Genomic DNA, 18,042 nt, shown 5'->3' on the forward strand with positions numbered 1-18,042 from the left:
CTTCCATTCCTGTGAATTTAAATGAATGGGAACATGCGGTGTTAATGGACACATTTTACAGTGCAGGCGGAAGAGAGACCGTTTCAAGTACAAATCTACGGATGATGTGGGATCAGAAAAATCTGTATCTGTATCTGATTTGCTATGAAAAAGAGGCAAGGGTTTCCCGTCCGTCTGATGAAAATGTGCTGAAAACAGAATGGATGCTTCGCAAAGATAAGATAGAAATTGCATTGAGCAGCGGAAATTTTGGAGAGCGAGACTACGCAGTATTTTGTGCAGACACAGAGAAACAGGCGGGAGCCAGGACGGAAAAGGGAATGACCTATTTCGGTGGCGATAAAGCAATTTTAAATGATTACTTTACCGAAAAAAATGATGCGGTAAAAACAGAAATCCCATCATGGAAATATACATGCAAAATCGCTGTAGAAAAAAACTGTTGGCGTGTCATGTTTGGAATCCCATGGGAGCTGTTCGGTGGATTTCCGGAAAAATATTTTAAGTTTCAGGTTTACCGGAAAAAGAATCAGACCAGTGAAGTGTTGGCTTTGAATCCGTTGGATTTAAATGCAAATTACGAGTCCAGATTTGATTTTGATCCGGAAAGCTTTATTGAGTGCACACCTGGAGGAACACCGCAGGTTATCTATTCCAACAGTGCTTGCGTGATCCTACCGGATGGAACGATGCATTGGCAGCGGCCGGCGACACTGGAATGGCCATCTATAAATGAGCGGGCTGAGATTATGCATTTGCAGAAATCGCTGACACCGACAACACCGGATGAATTGCCAGATCGGATTATAACCGTACAAAGATGGCAGGATGTGTTAATGTTGGAAGGAATGGATTTCTTCCCAAATGCAAGATGTGAAAACTCTTTTGATAAAGTGGATCCTTGGGTACAGAGACGTCTCTGCAACGAAGCACTTCGAAAAGGAGATACTGCGACAGCCTGCAGAGAACTGGATGTCTTGATTGGCTATTTCCGAACGCTCACGGCATGGTGGTATGCAGATCATACACTTGGAGATGCAGACGAAGACAACTGGATTGGATTCACACATTTGAAATCTGTTTCAGATCAGGGGAATCAGATCGTATTAAAGTACGAATATGGTTTGAACACCTACGATGCCGTATTGATTCCACAGAATCGTGGTTTTCGCTTTTATACAAGAGAAAAAGGAGATTTTGACAGCGAAGCAGTTTCGTATACATTTTCAGAAATAGAGGGAGAATATCAGATCAAAACAGCACATTCTGTGATTGTGATTACAGCGGGAGAAGATTGGAAGATCTGTGCAGATGAAAAATTTGTATTAGATGCAGATAACTTCAAGCTCTATGATTATGCAGGAAGCAAAGGATTCGATGTATGCCAACCGCTTCAGGAAAGAGAAATGGTGTATGGATTCGGTGAACGCTTTGATGCTATAAACCAGAGAGGTCGGGTACTTTCTTTGTGGCAAAGAGATGCATTTGAAGGTTGTAATTGTTCTATTGGAAATCAGTCATACAAAAACGTATCATTTTTACACTCTACAAAAGGTTATTCTTTGTTTATTAACAGTTTTTACAGAATTAGAGCAGATATTGGAAGAGTCAGCAAAGGGCTTCGAATCACAACAGCAGGACCCAAAGCAGATATTTATGTTTTTACGGGAAGCGTCTTAGAAAACATGGAGGAATATACAGCCTTAACCGGAAAACCGCTGCTTCCGCCTGCGTGGGTGTTTGAACCGTGGGCCGGCGGTGGGGTAGGCAGATGGATGGACGGACCGACGCACGATGTAATCCAGGAGATGGAAGGTGTTGTACGGAAGTTTAAAAATCTTGATATCCCACATTCTGGCCTGTATGCAGAGGGTGCTGGTTGGAAATGGGAAGACCATTACAACAAAGAAGAAATTTATAAGATTGCTGCGTTTACAAAACAACAGAAGATGCGGGTTTTTTCGTGGCAGTTTTCACATCTGGATATGGAGCAGGCAAAGGAACTTCTGCCGAACTGTGCGGAAGAAGATCTGCCAATTACAAGAACGCCGGGTTATCATGGAGAAAAAGTTCTTCCATGTGCTATTGATTTTTCACATCCAAGAGCAGAGGAACTTCTGGAAAATCAATGGCATGATCGAATGGATGCAGGTTTTGATGGAACTATGGTGGATTTTGGAGAAATTATTCCAGATGAAGCAGTGTTTTACGATGGTCGTACGGGAGATGAAATGCACAACGCTTACGCGCTGGATTATACAAAAGCGTATCGAAAACTCTTTGAAAAATATAAAGGAGAAGATCACGTGCTGTTTTCAAGATCTGCGGCAGCGGGTGTTCAAAAGTATTCCTGCCAGTTTGGTGGAGACCAGCTTTCAAGCTTTAGAGGCCTGACTTATGCAATGAATGGAGGTCTGACACTGGCGGCTTCCGGTTTTCCATTCTGGGGTGTTGATGCAGGAGGTTATTCAGGATTTGCAGACGAAGAAACGTATCTCCGTTGGACGGAATTTGCAGCCTTCTCACCGATTATGCGTTTCCATGGAGTGACCCCAAGAGAGCCGTGGGTTTACAGTCGATATGCAGTGTCTGTTTATAAATTTTATGCATGGCTAAGAGAAAATCTTCTGAAATATTCGGTTCATACAGCGGAAGAGGCACATAAAACAGGCATACCAATGATGAGACCGTTGCCAATGGTATTTCCTAATGATAAAGAGGCTGTCTATTGGGAAGATGAATATTTTTATGGTTCAGATCTGTTAGCTGCTCCGGTTCATCAAGAAGGGGAACAGAGAAGAATTTACTTCCCAGCAGGAAGATGGATCAATTTGTTGGATTTCAGAAAGATGGTTGGTGGAAACCGAATTCTTCAGGTGGATGTTCCAATTGACAAAATTCCTGTTTATATTCGGGAAGGAGCGTGCATTCTGTCTGTTATGAATGGAGAATTGCAGCTTGGACAAAGCATGACATATGAAAAAAAGAATACAGTTCTTATGAGCCGAGCTTTAAATGAAACCTCAGGCAAACGGTATGCGGATGGAAAAGAAATTGAATACAATATTTTGGGCCAAACGGGTGAAGATTTCTTTATGCTTCGCCATGCATCCGAGACAGAATTTATTGTTCTTCTTGGTTTTGACAGAAAGCCAGAAAGTCTGGAGTTGAATGGAGTTTCTCTTTCAGAGAGTGCATCCTTGAATGCATTGAATTATGGCTCCGGTTGGTATTGGAGAGAGGATGCAGCAGTTGTTGTCAGTGTTCCGAAATTGGAAAAAACAGAAATCCATGTAATTCATAAAGAACAATAGTATCAAAATGACGAAGTGATCCCTGCGAAGATTCTTGAGAGAAAGTCCCGTCTTCGGTTTAATTTCGAAGAGGGGACTTTCTCAAAAACAAACGAAACATTTCATGGAAAGAGAGGGTGGAAGATGGAAAATACAGGGTTTTATGTAATACCTAATAAAACGCAGTATGAAATTGGGGAAAGAGTCTGGCTGGAAATAAAAAAAACAGGGCCGACGAAAGCAAATCACGTGAAAGTTTCGTTGTTTACGTATCAGGGAGAAAATCTGAAAATGGAATGTACCCTGGAACAAGGAGTGTATATTCCACTTGCGGAAAGCATTTCAGAAAAAACGGGTGGATATCTGGTAAAAATAGAATTCTTTCAAAAGACTGAAAAACTAGGGAGCTGTTACACGGCATTTGATGTTGTGAATTGCTGGACAGAAGCTCCAAGATATGGATTTCTTAGCAGTTTTTCTGAGGAAGATAAACAAAAAGAAGAGTATCAGGAATTTTTCAGGGAAATGCACTTGAATGTGATTCAGTTTTATGACTGGATGTACCGCCATGATGAGTTTTATCCGGAGAGTGATATTTATACAGATATCATGGGAAGAAAAGGTTCGATGACTGCTGTTGCGAAAAAAATCGAAGGAGTGCACGCTTGCGGTGCCAAGGCAATAGCATATGGCGCTGTTTACGGTGCAGAATCATTTCAGGAAGAACATCCGGAATGTATCTATCGGTACGATAATGGAGAACCAATGATTTTCATTGACAAAATATGGTTGATGGATATTCACAGGGGAACGGCGTGGAGAAAACGGATTTTACAGGAATATGGAAAAGCGCTGGAAAAAGGTTTTGATGGCGTACATATGGATCAATACGGAGATCCGAAAGAGGCATTAATTTTGGAAAATGGAAAATATGTCATTCGAGATCTGGCGTATGATTTTGGCGATTTAATCAATGAAGCAAAAGAAAAATACCCGGAAAAACAGTTCATTTTTAATGCAGTAAATAACTGGCCGGTAGATTCGGTAAAAAAGAGTCGCGAAGATTGTGTTTATATAGAGGTCTGGTCGCCGAATGATACTTATAGAGATCTATATCGTTTGATTGCGCATGCTCGGGAAACAAAAGATGAGAAGAGGGTGATTCTGGCAGCGTATTTGAATCCGTTTAAAACAGAACCAGAAAGAAATCTGAAGGGATCTACAGCGCAGCTTGCAATGGCAACAATTTTCGCTTCTGGCGGATACCATCTTCTATTGGGCGAGGAAGGAAGTGTTCTGACAGAGGCATATTATCCGGACAACTGCAGAATTGGGGAACATTCGTTCCGAAAAATATTGAAAAAATATTATGATTTTATTACCGCGTACGGCGGACTTTTATTTCCGGAAAGTTGGACGGATCTGACGATGCAGTATGCAGGAGGAATCAACTCAGAATTTATATTCGAAAATGTTGATTGGTCACCGTATCCGGAAGCAGGAAAGGTATGGATTCAAATTTATAAGAGAGGACGAGAATTTTCAATACGATGTGTGAATTTTACGGGAATTTCGGACATGAACTGGAATAGAACACATGAGGAATTCCCACAGCGTGTAGAAAAGATAAAAGTGAAGGCAAAACTTCCGGGAGAAAAGAAACAAATATACGTTGTGACACCGGACGGTGAAATTCAGGAGCCAGAAGAAGTGTATTATAAAGTAAAACTAGGGGATGATCAAAGACAGGAAATTACATTTGAATTGGACAAATTATTGGTGTTTTCTGTTATATATCTGCGTTTGGAATAGGATTCTGAGCGTAGGTAAAAAAACAGGAGGGTTTTTACATGAGATTGAAATTAGATAAAAGAACAGGACCCCTTTACTGGTGTACCTATGAGAAACAGTTTACTGAAAATACTTTTATGCCAGAAGAACGGTTCAAAGAAAATATTGATTGGGTAGCAAAGGAATTTGTTCCATATGGATACGAGATGGTATGCACAGATGGATGGATCGAGGATTCTTTCTGCATCAATGAAAATGGATATCTAACTCGTCATCATGATTCATGGAAACATGATTGGAAATATTGGGCAGACTATCTGAATGAGAGAGGAATGGCTCTCGGCGTTTACTACAATCCGACCTGGATCAGCCCGGCAGCGGTAAAGAACAAAGAAATTTTGGTCAAAGGAACAAATATTCCGGTGCGGGAAATTACAGATTTGTCGTATGTTTATAATGGAGAAAATGAGAAAAAAATAACGGGGGATCGTTTTTCTTATCCAAATGGAGAAGATCGAGCATTGTATTGGGTGGATGTAGATCGTTCTGGAGCAAAAGAGTATGTGCAAGGATATGTAAAGTATTTTATTGACTGCCATGTAGCTTTTTTACGAATTGATTTTCTTTCCTGGTACGAAGATGGAATGGATAAAGGAAAGCAGATTGGCAGAAATCATGGATCAGCAAATTACCGAAAAGTTCTCGAATGGATCAAGGAAGCAGCAGGGGATCAGATAATGATCAGTCTTGTTATGCCGCATTTGAAAAACAATGGTGAGAATGAGTTTGGCATGGGACAGATGGCGCGTATTAACGAAGACTCCGGTACGGGAGGCTGGGATACTTTTAGTGATCGAAACAGAGGACTGCATTTTGATTATTGGTCTCAGTGCACGACAGCATTTGAAGGCCTGATTTACTGGTCAAAAATTTTTGCTGACCACAACATGATCATGGATGCGGATATGCTTCGCCTGAATACCTTTGCAAATGATGAGGAGTGCAAATCGGCTGTATCGCTGGAACTGATTGCGGGAGCGCCGCTGGATATCGCAGATCAGTATGATACGATCAAAGATCGGGCATGGATTTATCAGAATGAGGAACTTCTTGCGTTGAATAAAAAAGAAATTTTATCCTTCCCATTGTCAACGGATACCAAAAATCCGGACAGTACCATCTGGATTGGAAAAGAAGCAACAGGAGAGATTATTCTTTCCGTATTTAATAGAGATGCAGAAGAAAAAGAAGTAGAGATTGATTTTAAACAAGTGTTATTGTGCAGAGCTGCCAATGTCAGGGATCTTTGGATGCATGAAGATCTTGGAGAAATGAAGAGCTTTCATACCATGCTTCCGCCACATGGATGCCGGGTACTGAAACTTTCGGAAAGGAGTTAGTATGAATCTGGCTGCTTTTTATCACAGCGGGATGTACCCGGAAATTTATGCACCGGATCGGTTTCATCTGAGATTTTCTTTCCGGGCAGCGAGTGGGGACATAGAAACGTGTACGTTGGTTTATTTTCATAAGAATCACAGAGAAGAAACAACGAAAGAAGAAAGAATGTCAGAGCAGTACCATTTAGGAACATCGGTTGTATATACGGCAGTGGTTTCTTTTCAAAAGCCGGCGAGATATCTTCAATATTATTTTCGAGTGACGGGAAAAAACGGGGATACGCGTTGGTATAATGCGTGGGGAACAGTTGAAAAATGTCCGGATTCCGGCTTTTTCGAATATGCATATGCCAATAAGTGTACTGTAGAGTATATGCCACCCAAATGGAGTCAAGGAACGATTTACTATCAGATATTTCCAGAGCGCTTCCGCAAAGGAAATCCGTCTTATGCGCCGGAGGATTGTGTGGCGTGGGGAAGTAAACCGACAGCTTCCAACTTTATGGGCGGAAATCTGGATGGAATCCGAAAATCGCTTAGCTATCTGGCAGAGCTTGGAGTAGAATGTATTTATTTGAACCCGGTGTTTACGTCTCCTTCAAATCATAAATACGATACGACGGATTACTATAAAGTAGATCCTCATTTTGGAATCAATGAAGATCTGCGAGTTCTGGTCAAAGAAGCACATGAAAAAAACATAAGGGTTATTTTAGATGCTGTGTTTAATCATACTGGAACAGATTTTTTTGCATTTGCTGATCTTTTAAAAAAGCAAGAAAAATCAGAGTATCAGAGCTGGTATCATATTACTCGTTTTCCGGTAAGGGAAGAGGCAGACTGTTATGAATGTTTTTTTGGATTTGCTGGCATGCCAAAACTGAATACAGGAAACGAGAAGGTACAGGAGTATCTTTTGAATGTACTGGAATACTGGGTACGGGAAGTACAAGTGGATGGATATCGCTTTGATGTGATTGATGAAATTGATGAGAATTTTGTTCTCAAAATCAGAGATCGACTCAAACGCTTGAACCCGGAACTTGTTCTGATTGGTGAAACATGGGCAGAGGGAAAACGACTGCTGAACGGATGTGAAATGGACAGTATTATGAATTATTCTTTCCGCCAGGCAATGCTGGACTTTTTTGCAGAACGGAGTATTAACGCCGAAACATTTGGCCATCGGTTGGAAACTGCATTGTCGCGACATCCTGATGAAACTAATATGGCTATGTTTAATGCATTGGACACACATGATACCAAGCGTTTTATCAACAGTTGTAGTCATCGGTTAGATTCCTTTAAACTTGGTGTTGTTGTGCAGATGATGTTTCCGGGTTCGCCGTCCATTTATTATGGGGACGAAGCAGGAATTGACGGAGAAAATGATCCGGACTGTCGAAAGTGTATGACGTGGCAAGAAAATCCGGGAGAAAAAGAGAGTTTCCGTTTTTATCAGAGACTGATTCAGTTTCGAAAAAAACATTCTGCCATACGAAACGGTTCGTTTACAACAGTTTTGGCAGATGGACGCGTATATGGTTTTGCGCGTGAAAATGAAACGGAGATAATAGAAATTTTTGTAAATGACAGTGATGACACAGTAGAGATTACAGTCGAAAACGCTAGATCAATTTTGATTTCAAAGGGAAATTTTTACATTGTGTGCAGAAAAAATGGAGAAATAATAGAAGAAATCTGCAGTTGAAAAAACTGCGGGAAAGGAGTTCTTTATGGGAAAACTGAAATTTGGGGTTTCATCAATTATTCTGGGAAAAGAACAGAAAACGGAGAATCTGAAATATGATTCTGTGGAGTGGGGAGAGGCGGCTACGATACGGGATTTTTTCCGCGCGGGAGGAAATCCGTCTCCAGTTACACCAACAAGATGTAAACTTCTGTATACAGCAGAAAAGCTGTTTGTTTTGTTTGAAAACATGGAAGAAAAAAATCATCATATCTTGAAAGAAGAAAATACCGTTACAGAGCTAACAGTAAAACGAAAAGATCAAGTAGAAGTTGCACTTTCAGGAAGAGAGTTTTCAAGAAGGGATTTTGCAGTTTTCACAGCAAAACGGGATGGCAGTAGCAGTGCTTTTGTAGAAAAAGGAATGACATATCTTAGCGGAGATCAGGCATATCTGGGAGAGGGAAAAGACCAGGGAGAAAAAACGGCAATTTCGAAAGAGCAGTATTCTGTAACAGTAGATATTCTGCAGGACAGATGGTACGCTTTATTTGCAATACCGTGGATGCTTTTTGGCGGAAAGCCGGAGAAAGAGAAGTCTTTTGATCTTCAAGTCTATCGAAAAAAACATCAGTCAAGTGAAGTTCTCTGCCCAACACCATTAGATCTGAATGTGAATTATTCGGATCGATTTGAATATGATCCAGAGACTTTTCTTGAGGTATCTTTTGGAGAAAAGGGGGAAACGAAAACGGAGAACGGCATTGTCTTTGTCATGCCGTCCGGAATTTGCCACTGGCAGAGACCAGGAGTGTTGGAAAAAACTAGTACGGAAGAACGGAGGGAAATTTATCAGCTACAAAAGAGTGTGGAACCAACAACGAGAGAAAATCTGACAGATAGAATCCGAATTGCACAGCGCTGGCAGGACAGTCTGACATTGGAGGGCTTTGACTTTTTCTTTAACCAGGAAGTTGCAAATCCATGGAAGCCTATGGACCCATGGGTAGAAAAGCGTTTAGTGAATGAGCGGTTAAGAGAAAACCGATGGGAGGAAGCAGCTGCTGAGCTGGATCGTTATCTTACGTTTTTAAGAACTTGCAGTGCATGGTGGTATGCGGATCACAGCTTTGGAAACCAGGATCTGGAAAAATGGACATCATGTAGTGAAATTGGACATGTTCTGGAAACAAAAGATCATGTAACGATTTGTGTTGAATCAAAAGAGAGAACATGGGAGCTCATGATTTATCCTGTGGTCGGTGGTTTCCGAATGGTCTCTGGAAAGAAAGGCTTCTTTGATGGACAGCCGGAAGCATTTTCTGTGGAAGAATCAGAGCATGCATATATAATCAGAAGCAAAGAGCATGAGATGATACTCCAGAAAGAAACACTGGAAATTTCTATTGATAGAAAAGCAATCACAAATCTGAAAAATATTTCGTTTATATTTGAAAAGGAAAGTGTTTCGGCTTCGCGAATTCGATTTTCAATTCGGGAAAACAGTGCCATTTATGGATTTGGAGAACGTTTTGACAGCGTGAACCAGTATGGAAAAACCGTTGCACTGTGGCAGAGAGATGCTTGTGAGGGATGTCTTGCATCCATTGGAAACCAGGCGTATAAAAACATTCCATTGGTACACACAAGTGATGGTTTCAGCTTTTTTGCAAATACTTCATATCGGATGCGGATGGATGTGGGAGATGCTGTGCAAGACTATCTTTCGGTGGAAGCACTTGGAGATGTTTTTGATTTTTATATTTGGAGCGGAACACCGCGTGAGGCGCTGACTGCTTACGGAACGCTCACAGGGCTTCCGATTTTCCCACCGGAATGGGTATTTGAACCATGGGCTGGCGGTGGCGGCGGAAGATGGAGAAACGGTCCGTTACAGGATATTGCGCTGGAGCAGATGGCGGCAATGAAAAAGTTCCATGAACTCGATATTCCGCATTCCGGCTTTTATGCAGAAGGAGCAGGAGCTACCTTTTTTGGAGAATATAAAAAAGAGGAATTATACAAAGTTGTATCGTTTGGAGAACGTCATGGATTCAAGGTGTTTTCCTGGCAGTTCCCTAATATGACGCAGGAATTGGCGCAGGAATTGTTGCCGGAATGCCCGAAGGAGGAGCTTCCGATTACGAGAAATAAAAATGATGAGGAAGAAAAACTTCCGGTGTATATCGATTTCTCCCATCCGCGTGCGAAAGAGCTTCTGGCAGCACAGTGGAAGGATCGTATGGATGCAGGTATTCGTGGAAGTATGGTTGACTTTGGAGATGTTGTACCGGACGAGGCAGTTTTTTATGATGGAAGACGCGGCGATGAGATGCATAACGCGTATGCCTATCAGTATGCGAAAAATTATAGAGAGTTATTTGAACAAAAATATGGAGATGACCATGTTCTTTATACAAGAGGCGCTGCACCCGGATCTCAACACTTTGCGTGTCAGTTCGGCGGGGATCAGCTGACCAGTTTCCAGGGACTGAAATATGCGATTGCAGGAGGCCTTTCTGCAGCTGCTTCTGGACTTCCATTCTGGGGTGTTGATGCGGGAGGTTATGATGGATTCCCAGATCAGGAAACATATCTCCGGTGGACAGAGTATGCTGCATTTTGTCCATTGATGCGTTTCCATGGAACGGAGCCGAGAGAGCCGTGGGAATACGATGCTTTTACAGTGAAAGTTTATCGTTATTATACGTGGCTGCGGGAAAATCTTCGTCCATATATTGTAAGTGTAGCAGCAGAAGCTCACAAACTGGGAATACCGATGATGCGTCCGCTTGCGATGATGTATCCAGAAGATCAGGAAGCAACAAAGGTATGGGACGAATATCTTTTCGGAGAAGATCTTCTGGTTGCGCCGGTTTCTGATGAAACAGAAGAGCGGGAAATCTATTTTCCTGAGGGACGGTGGATTAGTCTGTGGAATTTAAATGATGAAATTTCCGGTCCGGTGCAGAGGAGCGTTGAGGTGCCAATTGATAAAATACCGGTGTACATTCGAGAAGGAAGTTTTCTTCCACTTCGACTGAATGAAAGTCTGAAACTTGGAGAAAGTATGAGCGAATCGGAAACCGAAATGATTTTGGCCGTGGTGCCGCAGAATGACAGTATCGTAAAAGAAACATTGTATGAGAGATCCGGTGCCAAAACATGTTGTGGCATGGAAAAAAATGGCGAAACTATACAGCTCCAAATTTCAGGAAAAACAGTAGAGCTTTATGTAATGCTGGCGGGAATTCATTGGAAAAATACAGAAGCTATCGTAAACGGAAGAACATTAACAAAAGTGACTGCGAGAGAAGGTCTGTATTTCACGGAAGGTTATCTGGAGTTGGAAGAGGGTATCCTGGTGAAAATTAATCCATCTGCCGAATCGGTGATAAAAATACAAAAAAAATAAGATAAACATTAAGGAAAATCTGATAAACAGTAGGGTGAGAACAGAACATATAAGTCGCTGATTTGAAATCAGAACCCCTTTGTTTGGGATACATCAAGCCTTTTCAGACACGCTCTAATGAAAAGCAAATTTTAAATTGTAAAAAGTAACAGGTTTTTCCAAGGTATCTTAATAATTATGAAAAGGGCTGAACAGTCACACTGTACAGCCCTTTTCGATTATTAAAAATTTACCGCTCTTTCTTCATCTCAAACACCAGCGCAATCGGTGCGGAGCCTCGTCTGAATCCTGCCGGGACGGTCATACAAATGCCGCCTTCGACTTCTTTGAATGCAACATTTTCTCCGTTTTCCACCATACAGATCTCCGAAATCTTCGCCTCGGTATACGGTACGAAAATTTCTGCCTCTACCGATTCCTGTACCGTCGGATATAACCGGAATACATAGACAGAATCACCTTTCTGTGTGAACGAAAGGGTTCCGCTCTGGTACGGCGCGCAGACGCGGGTTCCGTAGATAGCATCGCCGAAAGTTTTCATCCACTGGCCAAAACCGTTCAGGCTGTCCCAGGCATCGACCGGGATGCGGCCGTCTGGCTGTGGGCTGACGTTCAGTGCCATGTTGCCGCCTTTGGCAACGATGTTGACAAGCATGCCGACAAGCTCACGCGGAGATTTATAATGGTCGCCGTATTCGTACGTAAAGTCAACGCCGAGGGTAAGGCAGCTTTCCCACGGAACGTTCAGCGGTTCTTCCGGAATGCAGAGCTCCGGTGTCACGTAGTTTTCGTAAGCACCGCCGATTGTACGGTCAACGGAGAGAATCCACGGCTGAATCTTACGTGCTTCCTCAACGATCTTTCCAAGCTCAATATCCTGGCCGTTGCTCTCAGAGACCCAGCCCGCGTCGAACCAGAGAATATCCAGCTTACCGTAATTCTCACAGAGCTCCAGAACCTGATTTTTTGTATATTCTTTAAAACGGTTCCACACCTTGGGATATTCCTTCGGATCGTAGGAAGGTCCGCGGGATGTCAGACCATCTTTTCTCAGATCTTCATTCCAGTAGTCCGGGCAGTGCCAGTCGGCTTTGGAAAAATAAGCACCGATGCCGATGCCTTTTGCACGGAATGCATCAAACATGGATTTTACGATATCCGCATTTTTATGTTCATGGAACGGGCAGTCCTCTGCAGTTGTTTTATAATCTGTATATTTGGTGTCCCAGAGGCAGAATCCGTCGTGATGCTTTGTGGTCAGAAGAAGATAACGGAATCCGCAGTCCTCTGCCATCTGCGCCCATTCCTCCGGCTGAAAGCGGACCGGATTAAACGAACGATTCAGGCCGAAATACTGTTTTTTAAAGGTTTCGCCGTCCGTCCAGTTTACCTGGTGGCGGGACCAGTCTGAATCCTTGTCGCTTAATGCCCAGGAGGCAACCATGCCGGGCTGGCAGTACAATCCAAAATGCATCATCAGCGCAAGCTTCTGATCCCGGAACCATTCGAGCTGCTGCAGAACAGCCGGATCGGTCGGACACACATACGTTTCAGCGGCGCTGTAGTTGTGGACACCCTGGGAAACAATTTCCTGTTCTGGATCAGAGGGCGCTTCATTGCCCAGGATATCGATGATCGGTTCCGTTGTTCTGTTTTGATCTTCGTGTTCTAAGTTCTCTGTGCTCATAAGAGAGTCTCCTTCTCGTCAAGATGAAATTCACACCAATACTCGAAAATACAGCCAGAACCCGTTAAAGAGCCGGTTTTGGCACTAAAATAAGAAAGAATCCTGCCCGGAGGGCTTTTTTCTGTAGAAAAAACCGCGGCGACCCGATGACGTGCAGGCGGCCGCGGATCGGACAGGAATCCTGTCCTCGAGATAGTGTGTGTACGGACTCCCGACACCGGGATATCCGTCTGTGTTGTCTATAGAATACCATATAAATGTTAAAAAGTCACCCTTTAAATTTAAACAAAATGTTCATAAAAAATCGGTAAAAGTGAACAAAAAGGATCATAAAAAAATCCCAAAAAATAACCCCCACGGGGGCTTGCAGGACGAATTTTAGCGTAGTAAAGTAAAAAAAGAAAAAAACAGAAACCAAAAAGGAGGAGAACATTATGCATATGGCTGATGCGCTGGTTGCGCCTGCAGTGGCTGCAACAATGTATGTCTGTTCCGGCGGAGTAGCTGGCTTTTCTGTAAAAAAAGTACGCCTGGAGAGCGACCCGAAAAAGATCCCAGTGATGGGAGTGATGGGTGCGTTTGTCTTTGCGGCGCAGATGATTAACTTTACAATTCCGGGCACAGGCTCGAGTGGTCATCTCTGCGGCGGTATGATGCTGACCGCGTTGCTCGGACCGTATGCCGCGTTTTTAACAATGATCGGTGTGCTGCTGATCCAGTGTCTGCTGTTTGCGGACGGCGGTCTTCTGGCGCTCGGGTGCAACATCTGGAATATGGCGTTTTATGGGTGCTTTCTCGGTTATTTCCTGTTCTGGCGTCCGATGATGAAAAAGGGAATGTCGCGCGGAAAGATTGTAGGTGCTTCCATCCTTGGGTGCGTGGTGACGCTGCAGCTTGGCGCTTTTAGTGTGGCACTGGAAACACTTGCATCCGGCATAACGGATCTGCCGTTTTCGGTATTTGTGGCAACAATGCAGCCGATTCATCTCGTGATTGGTCTTGTAGAAGGCCTGATTACAGCGGCCGTTCTGCTGTTCGTCTATGAAGCCCGCCCGGAGATGCTTTCGTGCAGCGAAGAAAGGGCAAAGAGCCGATTTTCTTTCAAGAAGACAATTGCGATCTTAGGAATCGCAGCACTGGTGATCGGCGGAGCCGTTTCTCTTGCGGCATCCTCCAATCCGGATGGACTTGAGTGGTCTATGGAGCGTCTGACTGGTTCGACGGAACTGGAAAACGACGGAACCGGCGCACATGCAGCGGCGGAAGAAATTCAGGAAAAAACGGCACTTCTGCCGGACTATGGATTTAAAAATTCCGATTCCACGTTTGGAACCAGCTTTTCCGGAATTGCGGGATCCGCAGTTGTTCTTATTGTCTGTGTCGGTGCATGCTATGCATTCCGTTTCTTTAAAAAGAAAAAGTCATAAGCTGCACGGAACAGGAGAAAGAAATGAATAAACTTGGCAATGCACTATATGAAATCCATCATATGGATATGCTTGCGGCAAAGGACCAGTGGGTGAACAAGCTTCATCCGCTGGTTAAACTTGTTTTAACGGTTGTTTTTCTGACCGTAACCATGTCCTTTCCAAAATACGATCTGACCGGCCTGTTGCGCATGGGAATTTATCCGATTGTACTCTTTATCGTCGGCGAAATTTCATTCCGTGACAGTATCCGGCGGCTTCGGATTGTCCTGCCGCTCGTCTGCTTTGTGGGGCTGTTCAATCCGATCTTTGACCGTCAGGTAATCGGGCATATTGGTACTGCTCCGCTGACAGCAGGGATGCTTTCCATGGTGACGCTGATGATCAAAGGTATTTACAGCGTACTGGCGGCGTATCTTCTGATTGCGACAACATCCATCGAGAAAATCTGTTATGCACTGCGTCTGGTTCATATCCCTGCCATTCTGGTGACACAGGTGCTGCTGACGTACCGCTATGTCACGGTGCTTCTTGAAGAGGCAAACCGTATGACCCAGGCGTACAGTCTGCGCGCGCCGAATCAGAAGGGTGTTCATTTCAAGGTATGGGGAACACTGGCCGGCCAGCTGCTTCTGCGCAGCATGGACCGCGCAAATGAGGTGTATGAAAGCATGACTTTGCGTGGCTATCAGGGAGAATTTTACTATACAGCGAAGGAGCCGTGCAAAGCGAAGGACTGGCTGTATATGGGTGTGTGGCTTGTACTTTTTGCCGTACTGAAAGTAACGGGATGAAGCGCTGCGTGGGAAGACATCTATTTGCAACGAGTCGGAAGATGTAGAAAAGCAACCCGGTGCAGTGGCCTGCACGCGGAAGAGGAAAGAATTGTCGGGAGATATCAAAAATGAGCCATATTCACATCAATTTTGAACATGTTAATTATTCTTACGAAAAAACAGTCCCGATTCTGCAGGACATCACATTTACCGCACACGAAAATGACAGCATCGGACTGATCGGCGCGAACGGTGTTGGAAAATCGACGCTGCTGAAACTTCTGGTGGGACTGAATCTGGACTACGAAGGCAGCATCCGTGTGGAGGAAATGCCGGTTGTAAAAGAGATGCTTCCCAAAGTGCGCGAAAAAATCGGCTATGTCTTCCAGGATTCCGACAGCCAGCTTTTCATGTCGACGGTATTTGAGGATGTTGCATTTGCTCCGCGAAATTACGGGCTGCCGGAGGAAGAGGTGGAAAAACGTGTAAACCATGCACTGAAACAGATTCACATCGAGCATCTGCGGGACAAACAAATTTACAAAATGTCGGGCGGAGAAAAAAAGATGGCATCGATCGCGACGATTCTCGCTATGACACCGGATATTATCCTGATGGACGAGCCATCGATTGCACTCGATCCAAGAAACCGCAGATCACTGATCCACATTCTGAACGATTTTGAACATCTGAAAATCATCGCATCGCACGATCTCGACATGATTCTGGAAACGTGCAGTCGCGTGATTCTGATGTCCGGCGGGCGCATTGTCTGCGATGGAGATGCAAAAGAAATTTTGACGAACCAGGAACTTCTCGAGGAAAATGGACTGGAACTGCCGTTCTGCCTGCAGAAGCCGGTGTGGTAGAAAAGGCCGAAAAAAAACAAAAGAAAACAACAACCGGGGATATCTGAAATCAAAAAATCAGATATTCCCGGTTGTTGTTTTTAAAAAGAATCCGAAGGTCGAATCGGGATTCGGATTTCTGTTACAAATTTTTCCGGATCGCTTGTCATTCCGTTGTCAATTAAGGTAATTTCCTGCGATCGTCTGTCATAAAGATATCTCCAAAGAAAATTTATGCAGCAGTACGAATCGGTTTCTTCTTTAAGTACCGGAACACCAGCAGGCAGATAATAATAGAGGTCAGAGATCCGCATGCCGTTGCAATGCCCATCGGGAACAGCGTGTCCGGGAACCAGATGGAAGTCAGATACACACCGGGGATTCTGACAAGCAGAATGGCAATGATATTGTGCAGGAAGGAAAATTCCGACCGTCCGCAGGCACAGAAATAGCCGCTGAAGGTGAAGTGGACTCCAGCAAAAATGCAGTCCCAGATATAACCGCGGATATACTGACCGCCGAAGCGTGCAACCTCCGCATCTGTTGTGAAAAGACCGACCACAGGAACGGAAATAAACTGAATCGTAATAACGACGATCAGTCCGAAAACGACAGTAATCAGTGCAGCACACCACATGGTCTGTTCGGCACGCTTCTGCTTTCCAGCACCGATGTTCTGCGCGCCGAGCGCCGAAACAGTGGAAAGCATGGAAGATGGAATCAGGAACAGGAAGCTGATGATTTTCTCTACAATACCGACTGCAGCCGCTGCTTCCAGACCGCGCCGGTTAGCGATGATGGTAATGATGATAAAGGCGATCTGAATAAAACCATCCTGCAGGGCGATCGGAACACCGATTTTAAGAATCTGTCCCATCACAGCTGTCTGAGGGGAGAGATCCGACCGGGTAAGACGGATGCCGGTATCACGTTTGCGGATCGCAATCAGTGCCAGAATGACGCTGAGTGTCTGGGAAAGCGTGGTTCCAAGCGCGGCACCGGATGGACCAAGATGCAGGGCGCCCATAAAGAGATAGTCGAGTGTGATATTGGCCGCACATGCGACTGCGATGAAGTACATCGGGCTTTTCGAATCACCAAGTCCACGGAAGATGGAACTGATGATATTATACGCGGTGATAAATGGAATACCAATGAAACAGATCGTCAGATAAGCGACGGTGCCGGAAACGGCTTCGGATGGTGTGGACATCACAAGTACGATCGGTTTTACCAGAAGAAGCAGGATTACCATCAGCACGACGGAAACACCGAGAAATAAAGTGATGGTATTTCCTGTGCAGCGTGATGCCTGCTTTTTATCTTTTGCGCCGACGGCCTGCGCGATGCTGACAGTCGTTCCCATGGCAAGTCCCACGATGATAACGGTAATCATATGCATAACCTGACTGCCGATGGAAACGGCTGTTGTACCGGCCGCGCCTTCAAACTGTCCGATGATGAAAAGATCTGCCATGCCGTAGAGCGTCTGCAGAAAATACGATAAGAGATAAGGCAGCGAAAAATAGAAAATATTTTTCCAGATACTGCCGGTTGTTAAGTTTCGTTCCATGATAGGGAAACCTCCTGTTGTAGAATATTACGATTATAGTAAACCCTACAATAATTATAGAGTCAAGAATATAATTTTCTGCACTTTATAAAAATACTTTAGATTTATAAGTTCGAACGTTTTCCGTGTGCACTCCTTGACA

The 18,042-nt window shown here is 44.0% G+C and carries 10 protein-coding genes; 8 read left to right on the forward strand and 2 right to left on the reverse strand.

Annotated elements, in window-relative coordinates; genetic code table 11:
• Positions 1-977: 977 nt before the first annotated feature.
• The 5 genes from DWY63_RS07975 (at position 978) to DWY63_RS07995 (ending at position 11,589) form a co-directional block, all read left to right on the forward strand.
• On the forward strand, positions 978-3,314 hold the full coding sequence (locus DWY63_RS07975) for a TIM-barrel domain-containing protein (RefSeq protein WP_158568339.1): 2,337 nt from the start codon (positions 978-980) through the stop codon (positions 3,312-3,314).
• Between the two features lie 123 nt (positions 3,315-3,437).
• Positions 3,438-5,105, forward strand: coding sequence for a glycoside hydrolase family 66 protein (locus tag DWY63_RS07980; protein ID WP_117801814.1), 1,668 nt, complete (start codon positions 3,438-3,440; stop codon positions 5,103-5,105).
• A gap of 38 nt (positions 5,106-5,143) precedes the next feature.
• Positions 5,144-6,484: an alpha-galactosidase gene (locus DWY63_RS07985; RefSeq protein WP_117801815.1), complete on the forward strand. Its 1,341-nt coding sequence runs from the start codon at positions 5,144-5,146 to the stop codon at positions 6,482-6,484.
• A gap of 1 nt (position 6,485) precedes the next feature.
• Complete coding sequence (locus DWY63_RS07990) at positions 6,486-8,195, forward strand: glycoside hydrolase family 13 protein (RefSeq protein ID WP_117801816.1); 1,710 nt, start codon at positions 6,486-6,488, stop codon at positions 8,193-8,195.
• Positions 8,196-8,220: 25 nt separating this feature from the next.
• A complete protein-coding gene (locus tag DWY63_RS07995; RefSeq protein ID WP_117801817.1) occupies positions 8,221-11,589 on the forward strand; it encodes a TIM-barrel domain-containing protein in 3,369 nt (1,122 codons plus the stop codon).
• A gap of 229 nt (positions 11,590-11,818) precedes the next feature.
• Here DWY63_RS07995 and DWY63_RS08000 read toward each other — a convergent pair whose 3' ends face one another.
• On the reverse strand, positions 11,819-13,276 hold the full coding sequence (locus DWY63_RS08000; protein ID WP_117801818.1) for an alpha-L-fucosidase: 1,458 nt from the start codon (positions 13,274-13,276) through the stop codon (positions 11,819-11,821).
• Positions 13,277-13,710: 434 nt separating this feature from the next.
• Between DWY63_RS08000 and DWY63_RS08005 the strand changes: the two genes are divergently transcribed.
• The 3 genes from DWY63_RS08005 to DWY63_RS08015 all read left to right on the forward strand — a co-directional run bounded on the left by DWY63_RS08005 (position 13,711) and on the right by DWY63_RS08015 (position 16,348).
• A complete protein-coding gene (locus DWY63_RS08005) occupies positions 13,711-14,703 on the forward strand; it encodes an energy-coupling factor ABC transporter permease (protein WP_055267214.1) in 993 nt (330 codons plus the stop codon).
• Positions 14,704-14,726: 23 nt separating this feature from the next.
• A complete protein-coding gene (gene cbiQ / locus DWY63_RS08010) occupies positions 14,727-15,497 on the forward strand; it encodes a cobalt ECF transporter T component CbiQ (RefSeq protein ID WP_117801819.1) in 771 nt (256 codons plus the stop codon).
• Between the two features lie 110 nt (positions 15,498-15,607).
• A complete protein-coding gene (locus DWY63_RS08015) occupies positions 15,608-16,348 on the forward strand; it encodes an energy-coupling factor ABC transporter ATP-binding protein (protein WP_117801820.1) in 741 nt (246 codons plus the stop codon).
• Between the two features lie 211 nt (positions 16,349-16,559).
• Here DWY63_RS08015 and DWY63_RS08020 read toward each other — a convergent pair whose 3' ends face one another.
• Positions 16,560-17,900 carry an MATE family efflux transporter gene (locus tag DWY63_RS08020; protein WP_117801821.1) on the reverse strand — a complete coding sequence of 447 codons (1,341 nt, stop codon included), beginning with the start codon at positions 17,898-17,900 and terminating at the stop codon, positions 16,560-16,562.
• Between the last annotated feature and the right edge of the window lie 142 nt (positions 17,901-18,042).

The sequence above is a fragment of the Blautia sp. AF26-2 genome (assembly GCF_003460955.1).
In the GTDB taxonomy this organism is placed as follows: Bacteria; Bacillota; Clostridia; order Lachnospirales; family Lachnospiraceae; genus Fusicatenibacter; species Fusicatenibacter saccharivorans.